This window comes from Pseudoalteromonas sp. TB41 (assembly GCF_000497975.1).
GTDB lineage: Bacteria > Pseudomonadota > Gammaproteobacteria > Enterobacterales > Alteromonadaceae > Pseudoalteromonas > Pseudoalteromonas tetraodonis.
In genome coordinates this window covers 26,468-43,164 of the sequence record NZ_AUTH01000099.1, presented here as the reverse complement: position 1 = coordinate 43,164, position 16,697 = coordinate 26,468, and the positions used below count along the sequence as shown (strand labels likewise).

Below are 16,697 nucleotides of genomic sequence, written 5' to 3'. Positions count from 1 at the left end.
TCGGTATATTATTTTTAAGGGCATAGTCATGGATATAACCATACCAAAAATCATCATCATCGGCGGTGGCGCTGGTGGGCTGGAGCTAGCAACTCAGTTAGGTCACAAACTAGGAAAGAAACAACACGCAAATATATTACTCATCGATAAAAATCGCACTCATATATGGAAACCGTTATTGCACGAGGTTGCAACTGGCTCTATTGATGCCGATTTAGATGGGGTTGTTTACTCCGCGCATGCTGCCAAACATCACTATAACTTTCAACTTGGTACCTTTTGCAACCTCGATAACAACAATAAAACCATCACCTTAAGCCCTCTATATGACGAGTTAGGGCATCAAATTTTACCTAAACGCACCGTTCACTATGATCATTTAGTTATTGCTATTGGCAGTGTGAGTAACGACTTTAATACGCCAGGCATTAAAGAGCATTGTTTTTACCTAGATTCAAATCAACAAGCAGAGCGCTTTCAACACGCGCTGCTGGATAACTTTACTCGCCTTCATCAAGACGATGACCCATTACACTCATTAAATATCGCCATTGTTGGCGGTGGAGCAACTGGGGTTGAGCTCTCGGCTGAGCTGTATCATGTTTCTGATTTACTAAAAATATACGGTTTAACTAATATGTCGGCTAAGCGTTTACATATTCATCTGATTGAAGCGGGCCCCAGGATTCTTCCGGCGCTGTCTGAGCGAATTGCCAGTTCGGCCAAGCGTGAGTTATTAAGATTAGGCGTCACCGTTCGGGAAAATACCCAAGTTAAACAAGCAACCGAACATGGCTTTATCACCAATGATGATGAGCAAATAAATGCGGATATTATGGTGTGGGCCGCGGGCGTAAAAGCACCTGACTTTATTAAAGAGCTGGGTATTTTTGAGCTGACTCGTAATAACCAAATAAAAGTAAACGAGTACTTACAAAGCAACCTTGACCCACAAATATATGTGCTCGGTGATTGCTGCGCGTTTACGCAAGATGATGGTACACAAGTGCCGCCACGCGCACAATCGGCACATCAAATGGCACAATGCGTTGAAAAAAACTTAATCGCCACATTACGTGAGCAGCCCCTTAAAAAATTCGAGTATAACGACCATGGCTCACTGGTTAATTTATCGCGCTACAGCACAGTAGGCAGCTTAATGGGTAACCTAACCAGTAATAGCTTTTTTATTGAAGGTAAAATTGCCCGCTTTATGTATATTTCATTATATAGAATGCATCAGCGCGCTATTCATGGCAGTGCCAAAACCTTTGCTTTGTGGATCAGCGAAAAAGTGCTGCGTGTTGTGCGTCCTAAAATGAAGCTGCACTAGCCAAAATTAAAGACAGTGGTAATTTAAGTTACCACTGTCTTTAATTTTTAATATTAGCTATATAAAGTACACAAAAATTTTAAGGAAACAGGCTATGTCGGATAAAACGCTTATTTTTAATTTTGATGGTACCGGCAGTGAACCCCGAGACGCAGATCAGTTTAGTACAGAGCATTTTAAAGAAGACGCCAGTATTTCTAATATTTTAAAACTACACTTATTGCTCGGTGGTAAACTTGATGATTCTCCCACCACCCCATTTTCCAAACAGTTAAGTTTTTATTACCAAGGCATAGGCACTAAAGGCAGTCGTTTAAAACGAATTTTAAATCAAGCACTCGCTCCACGTTCAGACGATGTAGCCAGCATTTTAAATCAAGCTATTAATGATTTTAAACAGCATTACCAAAGCGGCGATACCCTACTACTTACCGGCTTTAGCCGAGGCGCTGCATTAGCGCGGCGATTTGCAAAGTGCTTAGAGCCTCTCATACATGAAAAGGTGTATTTATGTGTGTTTGATACAGTGGCCTCGATTGGCATGTCAAAGGTGAGTAAAGCCACTTGGGGTGCAGAGCATGTTATTTTTGAAAATCACACCATTGCCAGTAATGTCTCTGAGGCGCTGCACTGTGTAGCGCTTGATGAAAAACGTCGCGCCTTTGAACCGACGTTAATGAACCAGCAAGCTAACATTACCGAGCTGTGGTTCGCAGGAGCCCATTCCGATGTGGGAGGCGGCTACTATCGCGATGGACTTGCCGATATTTGCTTGCGTTATGCACTTGAGTGGCTTATTGCTCAGCCGCTGTCAGTTTCATTGCTAACCAGTCATGACATTGATTACGAAAACCTTTTACCTGAGAGTAACTTGGTTGCCCAAGACGATGTGACTGTTATTCCCGATCCACTGGCGTTAAGTCATCAGCAAAATTACTTTTGGCTAAACCCATTTTTTAAACTTGTTGATAGGCAGTGCTGTGTATTAATTGACGATGAAATCAGCCACGTCGCCCCATTAATACATCACAGTGTTGCACAGCGAATTAATAAACTAACCAGCTATCGCCCCGAATCGTTAAAAAACTTACATTATAAAATGATTTACAGCGACGACAGCACGTTAAACTTTATGGGACTCAGTGCCCATATAATGCTAGCCAACCAAAATATGAGTTTACTTAGCATAAACCAAAGCCAAGATGTGATGGTATATGCCAGTGAAGCCTACAACGCCACCGGCTTAATGCTTGCCCAAGGTGCGACCTACCGTTTTACACCTTATCCTAATCAATATTGGTATGACGATGGTATAAAGTGCTCTCCTTCTGGGTGGCATCGCGATAACGTGCAACTCGGCGTTAAAGAAATCCCCATGGCATTACTTGAGCCATTTAGACGTTTAGCTACAGCGCAGTGGTTTAGCTTGATCGGCACGATTGGTCAAAGCGATGAACATGCCTTTGAAATTGCTGAAGGCGTTGAAATAACCATTAAAAAATCGGGAGAGTTTTGCCCTTTTGCTAATGATTTAAGTCGTTTTTATGGTGCGAATGCCGGTAGGATAAAACTTAAAGTAACGCGATTAAGCTGATAATCAGTGCACTTTATACTGCAAAGTGCACTGAGCTAGGGATAGCTGGTGGAGGTTATTGCTTTTTCATTTTATGGCCTTTCACGGCATAAAATAATATGAATAGATAACAAGGTAACAACACCGAGTAGCCTGTTTGTAACGAGGTAAAGCCACTCAGTAGCCCCCATAAAACGGGACCAAATGCACCTCCGGCAATCCCCATGATTAAAAGCGCAGAACCAGTACTAGTAAGTTTACCCAATCCTGATAATGCTAGTGGGAACACCGCAGGCCAAACAATCGCGTTTGCTAAGCCTAAAAAGGCAATCAGCAGTAAAACATCAGGCAAATTAGCGCCGCCTAAAGGCACCAATAGCGCATTGGCAATAACAAACGACTGTGCATCGAGCAGTAAAATACATAATGTAATAACAATCCCTAATACAGCCGATGCGGTTAAAGCGCTCTGCTGAGAAATAAATTTAGGGATAAGTAAAATACCTAAAATATAACCAAACACCATAAACATCATAGTGTATGAGGTCATTACCCCATATTTTTCGACTCCCAGCGATAGTGCAAAAGTACCTATGGTATCGCCTGCAATAACCTCAACCGCCACGTACAAGAATATCGCAATAGCGCCTAACACTAAGTTTGGATGAGAGAGTGTTTCACGAATTTCACCCTTATCGTTTATTGCTTCAACTTCATCATTAATAAGTTCAGGTAGCGGCGACTTTTTAACCGCAAAAGCTAATAAACCAATAAATATGGCCATGCCTAAGTAAGGTAAAATAAGGCCGTTGGCCATATCATCAACTTGCTCTTGGCTAAGCTCTGTGCCTACCGTACCGGTAAAGTTGCTTAAAATTAAGGCGGTAAATACCATCGGAGAAATAACCCCTGCGCCTTTATTTAAAATACCCATAATACTAATACGCACAGCAGCCGACTCTTCTGGCCCTAAACGCACTACGTACGGGTTAACCGCAGTTTGTAATAGAGTTTGACCTGCCCCCATCACCAACTGGGCTAATAAAAACAGAGGAAAAAACTGTGACATAGCAGCAGGAATGAACAGTAAACCCGCTAACATCATACACCCCATGCCAAGCGCCATCCCATTCTTATAGCCAACTTTTTTAATTAACACGGCCGAGGGAAGCGCAGTAAAGGTGACGGCAATATAAAAGGAAAATAAAATTAACGACCCTTGAAACGGAGTTAACTGTAAAATCTGACTTAAATACGGCATTAATGAGCCATTTAGCCAAGTAGCAAAGCCCAGTATAAAAAATAATACCGCAACAATGGCCATTGGAACCACGCTACTATTTTTGGACGTATCCATAACATTGGTTGTCATGTTATTTTCCTTTATTTATATTTATTATGTTGTTAACAAACCTGAGCGCCGCCAATCCACGTGCTAATGACTTGTTGTTGTGTGTTTAATTGTACAAAATCTGCTGGACTGCCCGGTATTAATCGCCCGTGTGTGGCGGGCAACTGTAAATACTGAGCAGGATATAAACTTGCCATATTAAGCGCTTGCGCTAATGGCTGCTTTAAATGGGTTACTGTATTTCTTACTGCGGTTGCCATATCAAGCGCAGATCCTGCCAGTTCACCCGTGGTAGAGGTGAGCTTACCATTATCTAAGGTGACGGTACGGTCAAAAAAAGCAAATTCGGTGTCATTCGTACCCACTGGTGGCATCGCATCAGTGACTAAAAAAACACGACCCATTGGCTTTGCTTTTAACGCAAGCTGACATGCAGCGTAATCAACATGATGCCCATCAACAATTAGGCCGCAATAGGTGTCATCGTTTAATAATGCACAGCCTACAACACCTGGCTCACGCCCCTGTAATGGCGACATAGCATTATATAAATGCGTAAATCCGGTTGCGCCAGCATCAACCGCGCGCTGAGCTTGAGCAAAGCTTGCATTGGTATGACCTAAACAAACGTGTATGCCTACCTCACGCATTTTAGCGATATCACTTGGCAGAACATTTTCAGGTGCAACTGTTACCACCACTTTACCTAAATCTTGGCGAGATAATACCTGCCATTCTTGTTCAGAAATAGGGCGAATATAATCAGCACTATGAGCGCCTTTTTTTGCAACAGATAAGTGCGGGCCTTCAAAGTGAATGCCAATAATACCGGGAGTCTGCAAAGCAATAGCATCAGCAATGACATCGGCTGCTTGGTGCATCACTTCAACCGTGTCAGTAATTAAAGTCGGCAACATGGCAGTTGTGCCATACTTGGCATGTGCCAGCAGCATTTGTTTAACCCCAGCAACACTGCTAGTACGATTAAACAATACACCACCGCCACCATTCACTTGCAAGTCAATAAAGCCTGGCGCAACTAACCCCGTTAGGTGCTCATCTGCCTGTTGCACGTTATCATCTATTGCCGTAATAATACCCGCATCAATGCTCAACACTTTGTCGTTAACAAATTGCTCGCCATCAAAAAACTCTGCTACATGAATACGTTTTACTGACATTTATAATGTCCTTGTTACTTTTTTAAGCCCCTTAGGCTCATCAGGGTTAAAACCACGGCTTGACGCTACTTTTGCCACATCAAGATAAAAACGCTGCAATACTAAAAATGGCGCTAATCGAGGGTGTACGTTAATACCGTTTTGATTAAGGCTAATCACGTGTGCACCGCGTTTTTTAACCTCAGCAATTTGCTGCTGATGTGACTCTTTAGTTTCATCATCAACCGAGCAATCTAAAATCACTAACCCTTGCTCAACTAAGGTTACCGGACCATGTAAAAATTCTGCACTACTGAATGACTCAGCATGAATAGCACACACTTCTTTAAGCTTAAGTGCCATTTCTTTTGAGATAGAAAACCCTAAACCACGGGCTAATACCACCATGTTCTTAATGTTTGCAAACTCACTAGGCTGTAACTGAGTTGGCGAGTCTATCATTGCATCAAGCGCGCTAGGCAGCTCTTTAAGCCCTTGTAATAATGACTCATTTTGCGTCCAATTAGCAACAATATGTACCAATGCCGATAACGTGGCTAAGTAACTTTTTGTTGCCGCCACCGAAATTTCATCACCGGCTTTAAGGGGGACAAAATCATCTACTATGTCTTGCAATGGTGACGCTTCATCGTTAACCAGTGCAATACAATAAGCGCCCGCCTCTTTCGCCATTTTTGCTTGAGCGAGAATATCTGGGCTGCGTCCTGATTGAGAAATTACAATCACCACAGCGCCTTCAAGCTTTAATGTTTTACCATATACACTCGCCACTGATGGCGCTGCTGAACTGACCGGTACACCGGCTTCAATTTCAATTAAGTATTTACCAAAAACGCCAGCATGATCTGATGAACCGCGACCAATCATCATCACCACCTTAGGGGCCATATCGCGAAGCTTATGACCAATTTTTTCCACTAAAGGTTGGTTGGCAATAATTTGCTTTTCAATAACATTTGGCGTTTGCGCCGCTTCTTTTTCCATTAGGGTGTTAAACATCATAACTCCTGGCTGCTGTAATTAACGTGCTGTTGTTTAGCGTAAAGTACAGACCCCATTTCTGGTGACGATAATGGGGCTGATAAAATAGCTTGAATGTCTGGATCTAACCATGTTGTCATCACGGCTGATAAGCCACCAATAAACGAAAGCCTTGGTGGCTTTTTATCTAATAATTGTCGTGCAATGTCGCTTAAATAAGCGCCACCTTCTTTTAAAATGGCAATCGCAATGGCATCGTTTGCTTGTGCTGATTGAAAAACACAACCTGCAAGTTGCGCAAAAAAGGCGGCTGGTTTATTCGCAATCACTTCAACTAGTTGCATTGCATCACGCACTTCTAAATACTTCATAATCAAATTAGTAAGCGCACCACTTGGGATTAACTTGTCTAGGCTTAACAACACCTGCTGACAAGCAGTAAAGCCTATCCATGCACCGCTGCCTTTATCGCCATGCGGGAAACCATGACCACCAATCATAAACGATTGACCATTAACGTATGAAAATCCACACGAGCCAGTACCTGCAATCATCACTGCGCCATCACTACCTTGATGAGCGCCCATACAAGCAATGAGTAAATCAGTCGTTAAATGCATAGTTTTAAATGGGTGTTGCCACTGGGTCATTTGATTATGCAAACTTGGTAAGTTAACTCCCGCCAGGCCAACCCCTGCGATTAATGCAGATAAAGGCGTCTCTTTGAGTCCTGCATCTTGCAAGGCTAAACGCGCTGATTGCTCAATGGAATGCGTTGCTTGGCTAAATCCATGTAACGGGTTACCAGGGCCTGCCACACCGGTGCCTACTATTTCATTACAGCTATTGACGATAATTGCTTTACATTTAGTGCCACCGCCATCGATCCCCACAAAGAGTTCATTGTTATTAATATTGTTGGTGATCATTTTTGCCTCTTAATTTGTTCGACCGTTTTGCAAAACACTGAAAATAAAACCGGACTGTCATACTGTATTAATCTTATACTAGCACAAATGACAGCGTTGTCATTATTTTTATTTACAAATAAATAACTTCTTTCATCTTCAATAATTTAAAGCAAAACGCACCTTATCGGTGCGTTACTTTGAGCTTTCTGCTTACACGACTTGCTGATGGAATCTTAGAGCGAATCCATACATCTTGTGTTACTTTGACGGGTTGTTTATAGGTTTGCCATTGGCCGCTTCCTTGTTTGTATTCAATTACCAAACCAGGGTAGGCAATATTGGCGTACAACATGCCGTTCTCAATTTTTGCGCCCGCATTTGCAAGACGATAATGCACATCAGCCATTTCTAGCTTAGGAAATTCTTTTAGTCCCATTGTGGCTGCAAAAGTCTGCCATTGCTGATCGCGCTGCTGTTTTAATGCTGAGCTAAAGCGATTTGTTTGTTGGCTATAAACAAAGCCATTGTGATCATACGGTACCGCCCAATCTGCCTTATGCCATGCTCTTTGTGCCAACGATAATAACCGTGGGAAGAGCTTATATTCGGCCATATTATTGGTGCGCGTATTTTCACTCCATAACTGCCCTTGAATACCAATAAAGCGTTTATCTTTTGCCAAAGGCGCTGATACTACCTTGCCTTGCTCATCACGCTGTAACGTGTCATCAGCGACATAGGGATTATCTTCTCTATCGAGCCAAAATTCAGCATGAATAGGTAAATTATCTGGCATAAACTGAAATATTTTTTCGGTATTTATATGCCTTGAAGCCCAGTAATAACCGTGTTCTTGTGGGTCTGCTTCATACGGAAAGTCAAAATACAGCACATCTGGCGACGAGAGCACCACTTGCCAATTTCTATTAGCAAATTCATGGGCACGTTGATGGCCGTTCCACATTAATAAATCCCAGCTATTACCTTGTACAACCTCTGGCATATTCTCTGGGTTAGTATGCGATAAACCATCGCTCCATGCAGCAGTTTCAATATTCATATCAGCCAACATATTCGCAATACGTTCAATAAAATAGCTGCCCAGCTGACTCGCTTCAGTAATTTCTAACTTATTTTGTTTAATAAAATCAGCACAAGCTGGTGAGTCAACCCACGCTCCGGCGGTTTCATCGGCGCCTATGTGATAACGGGTTAACGGATGCTGTGCATCACTGTGTATGCCTTTTACCTGTTCCATTACTTCACGAATAAACGCATACGATGAGTCTAAACACACATTAATCGTATTGTCGTTATAGTGCTGTACCGACGAATACACGGTTGTATCAAGCGGATCATAAAGTAAAAACTGCTCGGCTTTTTGTTTATCGCCTTGTTTTATGTATTTATTATAACGCGCTTGCATGGCTTTAATTGCAGCGCGAGAATGCCCTGGCATATCAAGTGATGGGATCACTTGAATATGACGCGCACTCGCCGCTTTAAGTATTTCTTGATAATCAGCCACCGAATAATAGCCGTTTGCTGCACTTGAAGTATCAAGCCCTGCGCCCAACTGTGGCATTAAACATTGTTGCTCGCTTTGATCAAAACAACGCTTCGCCCCTATATCTGTAAGTTCAGGAAGTGATGGGATTTCTATACGCCAACCTTCATCATCACCTAAATGTAAATGCAGCTTATTAAGTTTATAAGCCGCCATTTGATCAAGCAGCTTTAAAATAAAGCCTTTGTCGCGAAAGTTACGCGCAACATCCACCAACACACCTCTAAACTGATAATGCGGTGCATCAATTACTTCTCCCACAGGTAACATATTACTGTTAACCTGATACAAACTCGCTAAGCTTTGCAAAGCATAAAAAATGCCCGTTTCATCAGCGGCATTAATCACAATTTCATCAGCTTTAATCGCTAACTTATAGCTGCCTTCAAATTCATCATTTTTAGTTACTGTATTAAGTGTGACCTTAATGGCCGCTGCATCATCGCTTATATTAATACCTAGTAGTGCTAACCTTTGTGTTGCGGCAGATAAGTGTGTTTTATCTATTCCTGAGTAGTTAATATTAAGCCCTTGGCTTATATCTAGCGTTTGAGTTTGGCTAAATTCGCTAAAACGTGGGGTCGGAATAATTTGTTGAGCAATCACATTGCTCACTTGATTTTGCGACGTTAAATAAGCAGAAAAGTCATATTTTTCATTGCGCTCAAACAAGCGCTCAGCGCTAAGCCACTGCGTTTTATCATTCGCGGTACGCTTAAACTGACGTTCATAATCGGTGTAAGGCATAACATGTGGCAACACCTCTAACCCTGTCTCTGGGTCAATTTTAGGTTTTGTGCTTTCAATCACTTTAGCGGTGTCATTATTATTAACAACTATATAATTAGGAATTGCGTCGCTTTGCGATAATGACCAAAAATGCGCATAAAAAGTAATCGTTTTAGTCTCACCCGCTTTAAAGCCAGTAAACCCGTCTTTAAGCTCAATGACATGAATGTCGCCATTAACGCGTTTAATAGTAAATTCATCGCTAATCGCCGTTTGAATCGGTGTAATTTGACTAAAGTAAATTTTCCATTGGTCAACGTTAATCGCCGAGTTGGCGGTTAAATGTAAATACGCTTTAAAACAGTGACCGTTTTCAATATTTGGATCGCACTGAGCTGATGGGCGGTTATCAACCTGCTGATATTTTATTTGTAACGTTTTAGCAAGTAACTCTACGGCGCTATCGTTTGCGGGACTTAGCTGAACCGATACCGTATTTTTTTCATCAACATTGCCCTGACACGCACTCAAACCCAGTGCTAAGCAGCATGCTGTCAGTAATGATTTAATCTTCATTCGCTACTTTCCCTCTATTGTTATTAATTAGTCACTCAAGTATCTCTTTCAGATACTTAAATTAATCCCGCTTTTAAATCAATCACTATTCACATCTAGCAATTGCTACCTTAGCGCACACAATCCGCTACCTTAGGGTTTAAATAATAATTAACAGCGCGCACCAACTTATGACAACGCTGTCATCAAATTGTTAATGTATCCTTTTTTTTCTTTTATAGCTACACAGAAGGGCAAAAAAGATACAAAAAATTTACATGTATGTGCTTAATATTCTTTTAAACTATTGTATTTAAATTAAATTTAAATATTACTAAATTATTACCTAAAACTTTATCTACCATTCTCACAAGAAAGGCGTATAAATTAACTGTTAATATTCAATGATGTCTTTATAATTTAGCCGTCAAATAATAAAAACCGAGCACTGTTAACTGCTTTTGCTGTAGTTGTTAACCGATAAAGATAAATTAGTACCCAAAATGATATGTAAAGGTCTATTAAGCCTATGAGAACAACAATAAACGACGTGGCAAAAGATGCCGGGGTATCAATAAAAACGGTATCACGAGTAATAAATAACGAAACCTCGGTGCGTGACAACACCCGTGAGAAAGTCATGGCGTCGGTTAAAAAGTTGAACTTTCAGCCTAACCTTGCTGCAAGAAGTCTCGCAGGAACAAAAGCTTACAGCATTGCTTACATTTACGACAATCCAAATGCCTACTATATTATAGATATGCAAAACGGCATTTTAGATGCGTGTAAAAAGCAAGGGTTTGAACTACTTATCCACCCATGCGATGCCAAAGAAGCACATATTATTGACGAAATAACCAGCATGATAAAACGCACCCGAATTGCCGGTATTTTACTCACGCCGCCATTTTCAGAGATGCCACATTTTGTTGAAAAGCTGACACAGCTTGACCTAAAAGTAGTGCGTATTTTATCGGGGCACGACGCCCCCGATACATTAACGCCCTGTATTATGATTGACGATAACCTCGCCTCTAAATCAATTACCGAACACCTTATAAATAATGGCCATACACGCATTGGCTTTTTAGCTGGGGGCAGCGAACATAACTCCACCAAAGAGCGCTTAGAGGGCTACAAAGCGGCTTTAAAACAATACGACATTACTATAGACCCTAGCTTAATTATTGATGGCGAATACTCATTTGAATCCGGGGTTGAGGGTGCTAAAACACTCATTAATCAACAAAACAGGCCAACCGCTATCGTCTCATGTAACGATGAAATTGCCGCCGGTGCGTTATTTGCAGCCAGATTAATGAACATTGATATACCCAGCGAGCTTTCTATTACAGGGTTTGAGGATAGCCCATTCTCACGCCAAACATGGCCAAAGCTCACTACAGCGCATCAGCCAAATAATAAAATTGCTGAAGATGCAGCCAGCTTACTGATAGCGCAAATTCGTAATGGCAATGACCGCGATATTATTAAACTATACACACCAGAACTGGTTGTCAGAGATTCAACAGCCCCTCCTATAGCTTTATAATTAATTAGCTGGCACGCGCTGCAAGTCCCCTTCAGCGCTTAAAGCATTAAAAGCGGCCTGATTTTTGAACGCATAGCCTGTACCACTGAGTTAATTAACAATAAAACGGCACATGTTGTAAATTTTACACTTAGGGCCTGTTGATCTTTCAAGGTTATATAACTCAGTTAACCTTTCCAATACCAATTCGCTTAATTAACTGAGCTATTTTGAGGGAGGAAAATCGTGTCGATAGCAAGGCAAAAAATTTCGTTATTTAGTTGTTCTAAATGAGACGTTTTTAACGTCTGTGAGCGTCTGATTTGCCCCCTCAAAATGATTAAGTATTATTGCAAATTGGTATAAATATACAGGAGTAAAATATGGCCAAGTCAGCCCAATTGTATAGAATGGCAACCGATGAACATATTTGCCCATTTGGTTTAAAATCTAAAGATTTACTTGAACGTCAAGGCTTTGAAGTAGACGATCACTTACTCACCTCAAGAGCGCAAACCGATGCGTTTAAACAGCAACACGACGTAGAAACAACACCACAAACGTTTATGGATGATAAGCGCATCGGTGGCTACGATGAGCTTAGAAGTTTCTTTAATAAATCGCCTGCCGGTCAGCAAGGTACAACCTATACCCCTGTGATAGCGATTTTTGCGGTTACCTTGTTGCTCAGTTTAGCTTTTTCGTTAAGTGGTGCAGGGCTAAGCATGTATACACTTGAGCTTTTCGTGGCATTAACCATGGCGGTACTGGCCATTCAAAAGCTGCAAGATTTAAACAGTTTTTCAAATTCCTTTATCACTTACGACTTACTTGCCATGAAAGTGATTCCTTACGCTTATGTATATCCATTTTTAGAAGCCTTTGTTGGCGTGGCCATGATTGCAGCACTTCCGGTTTACTGGGTTGCACCTATCTCTTTGTTGATTGGTAGTGTCGGCGCAATATCCGTGATTAAAGCCGTGTATATAGACAAACGCGAACTTAAATGTGCCTGTGTTGGCGGCGATAGCAATGTACCGCTTGGCTTTATTTCACTAACCGAAAACCTATTTATGATAGCAGCCGGTATCTGGATGCTAGTTAAATAATAAAAAGGCGCGATAGGTTTAAAACCTACCGCGCCCTTCATGTTTTGATAGCGAGCTAAGAGCTACGGGAAGAGCATTCCTGTTTTTATATTTTCACATTAACCCTCACTCACTTTTCTTTGTGCAAACATGTTTTAAGTGATTTATTTACAAAGAGGTTATGAGACGCTGCGCTGAAAGAGGAAATATAAAGCCATATATAAAGCGGTAACAGCGATTTTATATCGCGTCAGAATTAAAATTATTAAGTATAATTAGATGCATACAATCAAAAGTCCGTATTTTTTGTCTGCTCATTTTCTCCTCATTCTCTTCTCTTTGTGCAAACATCTTCTAACTGATTTATTCACAAAGAGGTTATGAGGCGCTGCGCTTTAGAGGAAGTAAAAAGCCAAACATAGGCCGATAGCAGCGATTTTACATCGCCCCAGGATTAAAATTATGAAGCATAGCTCTATGCTCGAAGCCCGAAGCCCGAAGCCCGAAGCCCGAAGCCCGCCTTATTTCAGCAAACACTTAGCTAACTCGCAACAAAATCCCTATTTGATCGGTGCTATTTAAGCCGCGATTAAATAGGACTCTTGTCCTGCATGTTTGTTACTGCGTTTAAACGAGCCTTTGCCTTTTTTGGCTTTAACCACTTGCGGTTTAAATACTTTAGAGGTTACCAGTGCTGCCAATGCGTTGTGTTTTATCACACCGCGCCCAGTGTCTACTGCGGATTTGTTAACCGCTTTTGCTTTGCTTTTTTTCGCCATTTATTTTTTCCTATTAATAAAATGAGTATAACGAGGGATATATATCCCACTGTGTTATTGATGGCGATTGTATGCTTAATTTTCAAGCATGCAATCATTTTTAATGCTGTTTTAAATATATTTTAGCCATAAAAAAAGCGCCGTTTATAACGGCGCCTATTTAGCTTATAAAATTAAAAACTAAAGCTTACTTTTGCGTAGTAAGTACGACCATCAAAGCCATAGGGTACGGCTCGTAACGGGTATTTAAATGCCCCATTTGAAATAGCGTTTAATACTTCATCATCGCCTAATTCATCCGGCGTTTCATCAAATACATTGTCTGCACCTACCGATAGAGCAAACATATCGTTAATTTGATAACTTACATTTAAATCCACTAATACGGCTGATTCTACCGTACTGGTTGCTTTAAATGAGCCATCTGTTGCAAGTTCAATATGGTCATTACCAAAGTACTTCACATCGGTTTCGCCAAAGTAATTAAAGCGGATCATTGAGCTATACGCGTCACGCTCATAATCAAACGTTAACGTTGCACGTTCGCCCGGCTGCCCATCAGTTAAAAAACTACTTTGGATATCATCAAGTGCTACATTTTCAGGAATACCCGGTGCTGCATTAACACTGTCAATTTTAGTTTCATTTAAATTACCGGCAAACGTAGCAGAAAAATTACCGTCATATAAATCGGTGCGATAGGACGCAATAATGTCAACACCCTGCGTTGTCGAATTCACTGAGTTTGAAAAGTAATTCGCTTGTACTGCACCCGTTGCCTGTAGCGCGGCAACTGCATCAGGACTAAATGCCACATCATCAGCCGATAACAAGCTGCCCAGTGTAATACGGTCTTCAATTTCTACACGGTAAAAATCCACCGTTAACGATAAATCACTGGTCACATCATAAACAAAGCCTGCACTGTAGTTCGTTGATGTTTCAAGCTTTAAGTTATCAACGCCTAATGCAGCTGGAAATGCTGAGCCCGTTGTTGCTGTAAACGACTGGCTTAACGTGCCGTCAGAACCTAAGTTAGTGGTAAACGCAGTGTAACCGCTTTGCTGTAATGATGGCGCTCTAAAACCCGTTGATAACGCACCACGTACCGCAAAATCATCGTTAAATTCATAACGCGTGGCTACCTTACCAATTATGTCGTCACCCGCATTAGAGAAATCTTCGTAACGAAGTGCACCGCTAACATTCCACGCATCGGTAACCATGGTTTCTGCGTCAATATAAACGGCGTAGCTATCGCGATCACTTTTATTTGATGCTTCAGGGCGAAGGCCGTTGTAAGCTTGAAAACCACATTGTGCAAATTGATTCGGATCGTTCACTGATGGGTATGAAGTATCTGTGTTAGCAGTGCCACACGCGTATGAGGCTTCTTCACCGGGTACAATTTCATAGTTTTCTTTACGGTATTCAGCACCAATTGACACGTACACAGGCTCACTGCGGCCAATATCAACAATCCCGTTCACATCCGCGTTGAATGTTGTTTGGTCAAACCTAAAGCCACCCGAATACCCCTCAGTTGGTCCTGCATTTGCAGCAATATCGGCATCACTTGCACCTGGGTTATTAAATAAATACTCAGCAGCATAAGAGGCATTTAATGTATTGCGTGAGGTAAAGTCGTATTGGTTTTCACCATATACCGCCGATACATCGTAATTCCAATCAGGGTTAATATCACCTCTAAAACCGATTGAAACAGAGATATCCTGTGCTTCATTGTCTATTTGCGGTAAAAATCCATCGCTATAGACTTGAATCACGTTTTTAGATGCTTCGTTAAAGTTACGATAAAAGCCGTTACCTAGTGCAGTACGCTCAGAATAACCACCAAATGAGTAAAGCTCGCCCTCACTCATTGGCAATGTCATATTGTAAAATACCGAAGTAAATTCACTCTCTGCATTACCTTGTCCCCAACGAACTTCGTCCGATAAAGTACCTGGTGCGACATTAAGTGAACCTCCAGTATCTCGCTCGGCACGATTGGTTTTATCTGCATCGCGATACTCAAGCGATAAATTAATAAATCCACCTTCGTTGCCTAGTTCAAAACCACGATTTAAACCTGCAGAAATTGTTTCCCCATCGCCTTCTGCCGTTTCACCGTATTGCACATAACCTGTGGTTAAATCTGTTGAGTTATTAAGTGATAAATTGATAACCCCCGCAATCGCATCTGAGCCGTACTGCGCCGCCGCACCATCACGTAAAACCTCAACCCCTTTTAAGGCAATAAGCGGGATCGCATTCATATCAGTCCCCGCAGAGCCACCGCCCACGGTACTAGTTAAACCAAAAATAGATTGATTATGGCGGCGCTTACCGTTGACTAAAACCAGCGTTTGATCTGGCTGTAAACCGCGTAATGTTGCTGGGCGAAATAAATCGGAACCGTCAGAAACTTGTGTACGAGAAAAGTTAAACGATGGCGCTGTCGCTTGTAAGCTTTGCCCAAGCTCGGTAAAGCCGCCTTTGTTTAAATCATCCGCGTCAATTAAATCAATAGGTGATGACGACTCTGTTGCTGTTCGGTTAGAAACTCGCGACCCTAACACAGATATTTGTTCGATATTTTTTTCAGCTTTAGCAGGCGCTTCTTGTGCATTAACCATACTTGGCGCACTGAAAGCAAAAGCAACCGCTACAGCCAAGGTGTTTAAACGATATGTTGACATAATGATGACCCTGTTTTGTGTATTCTTATAATGTGTGTGGGGTATATTCCTGTACCCCATTGCCAACATCCTAGCAACATACACAAACAAAAAGAAACAAAAAATTTGATAAAATTAGCATAAGAATGCAAATAACTTTAAAAACAGGAAAATAACACCTATAAAAGCTCAAAATACAACCAAAGTAGCAATTTAATATCACAGTACCCAAAGTTAATACAATGTTAATAATGGGGTTTTATTCATAATTAGTGAAAATAACGGTTTTGTATATTTTTTACTCTGCAATGAGCAAAAAATACACTTCAAATGTGGTTTTATGCGGTTTTTATAAGACTAAAGTAGATAATAAAGGTAAGAAAGGGTACTCAGAAAAAACTATATATAGCTAGTTATGTAGTACTGTCCATTTTTAA

11 protein-coding genes are annotated in these 16,697 nt (G+C 41.3%); 4 read left to right on the top strand and 7 right to left on the bottom strand.

Features of this window, described 5'->3' with window-relative positions:
- The first annotated feature begins 28 nt into the window (after positions 1-28).
- Both L641_RS0117235 and L641_RS0117230 read left to right on the top strand, forming a co-directional pair.
- On the top strand, positions 29-1,333 hold the full coding sequence (locus L641_RS0117235) for an NAD(P)/FAD-dependent oxidoreductase (protein WP_024602610.1): 1,305 nt from the start codon (positions 29-31) through the stop codon (positions 1,331-1,333).
- Between the two features lie 94 nt (positions 1,334-1,427).
- Entirely contained in the window at positions 1,428-2,927 is a 1,500-nt protein-coding gene (locus tag L641_RS0117230) for a DUF2235 domain-containing protein (protein WP_016899129.1), read from the top strand.
- A 55-nt stretch (positions 2,928-2,982) separates the two neighbouring features.
- Here L641_RS0117230 and L641_RS0117225 read toward each other — a convergent pair whose 3' ends face one another.
- From L641_RS0117225 to L641_RS0117205, 5 genes are all read right to left on the bottom strand, one after another.
- On the bottom strand, positions 2,983-4,278 hold the full coding sequence (locus L641_RS0117225; protein WP_024602609.1) for a sugar MFS transporter: 1,296 nt from the start codon (positions 4,276-4,278) through the stop codon (positions 2,983-2,985).
- 32 nt (positions 4,279-4,310) lie between these two features.
- Positions 4,311-5,438 (bottom strand): N-acetylglucosamine-6-phosphate deacetylase, encoded by a 1,128-nt coding sequence (nagA, locus tag L641_RS0117220; protein WP_013462892.1) that lies wholly within the window; start codon positions 5,436-5,438, stop codon positions 4,311-4,313.
- Positions 5,439-6,437 (bottom strand): SIS domain-containing protein, encoded by a 999-nt coding sequence (locus L641_RS0117215; RefSeq protein WP_024602608.1) that lies wholly within the window; start codon positions 6,435-6,437, stop codon positions 5,439-5,441.
- Positions 6,437-7,348, bottom strand: a complete 912-nt coding sequence (locus tag L641_RS0117210; RefSeq protein WP_024602607.1) for a BadF/BadG/BcrA/BcrD ATPase family protein — start codon at positions 7,346-7,348, stop codon at positions 6,437-6,439. Before L641_RS0117210 ends, L641_RS0117215 begins: the two co-directional genes overlap by 1 nt.
- A gap of 163 nt (positions 7,349-7,511) precedes the next feature.
- Positions 7,512-10,202: a family 20 glycosylhydrolase gene (locus L641_RS0117205; RefSeq protein ID WP_024602606.1), complete on the bottom strand. Its 2,691-nt coding sequence runs from the start codon at positions 10,200-10,202 to the stop codon at positions 7,512-7,514.
- A gap of 508 nt (positions 10,203-10,710) precedes the next feature.
- Here L641_RS0117205 and L641_RS0117200 point away from each other — a divergent pair.
- Entirely contained in the window at positions 10,711-11,733 is a 1,023-nt protein-coding gene (locus L641_RS0117200; RefSeq protein ID WP_016899123.1) for a LacI family DNA-binding transcriptional regulator, read from the top strand.
- A gap of 362 nt (positions 11,734-12,095) precedes the next feature.
- Positions 12,096-12,821, top strand: a complete 726-nt coding sequence (locus tag L641_RS0117195) for a glutaredoxin (RefSeq protein WP_024602605.1) — start codon at positions 12,096-12,098, stop codon at positions 12,819-12,821.
- 557 nt (positions 12,822-13,378) lie between these two features.
- On the opposite strand, the gene arfA is transcribed toward L641_RS0117195, so the two are convergent.
- Both arfA and L641_RS0117180 read right to left on the bottom strand, forming a co-directional pair.
- Complete coding sequence (gene arfA, locus L641_RS0117185; RefSeq protein WP_013462885.1) at positions 13,379-13,579, bottom strand: alternative ribosome rescue factor ArfA; 201 nt, start codon at positions 13,577-13,579, stop codon at positions 13,379-13,381.
- 173 nt (positions 13,580-13,752) lie between these two features.
- A complete protein-coding gene (locus L641_RS0117180; protein WP_024602604.1) occupies positions 13,753-16,281 on the bottom strand; it encodes a TonB-dependent receptor in 2,529 nt (842 codons plus the stop codon).
- Between the last annotated feature and the right edge of the window lie 416 nt (positions 16,282-16,697).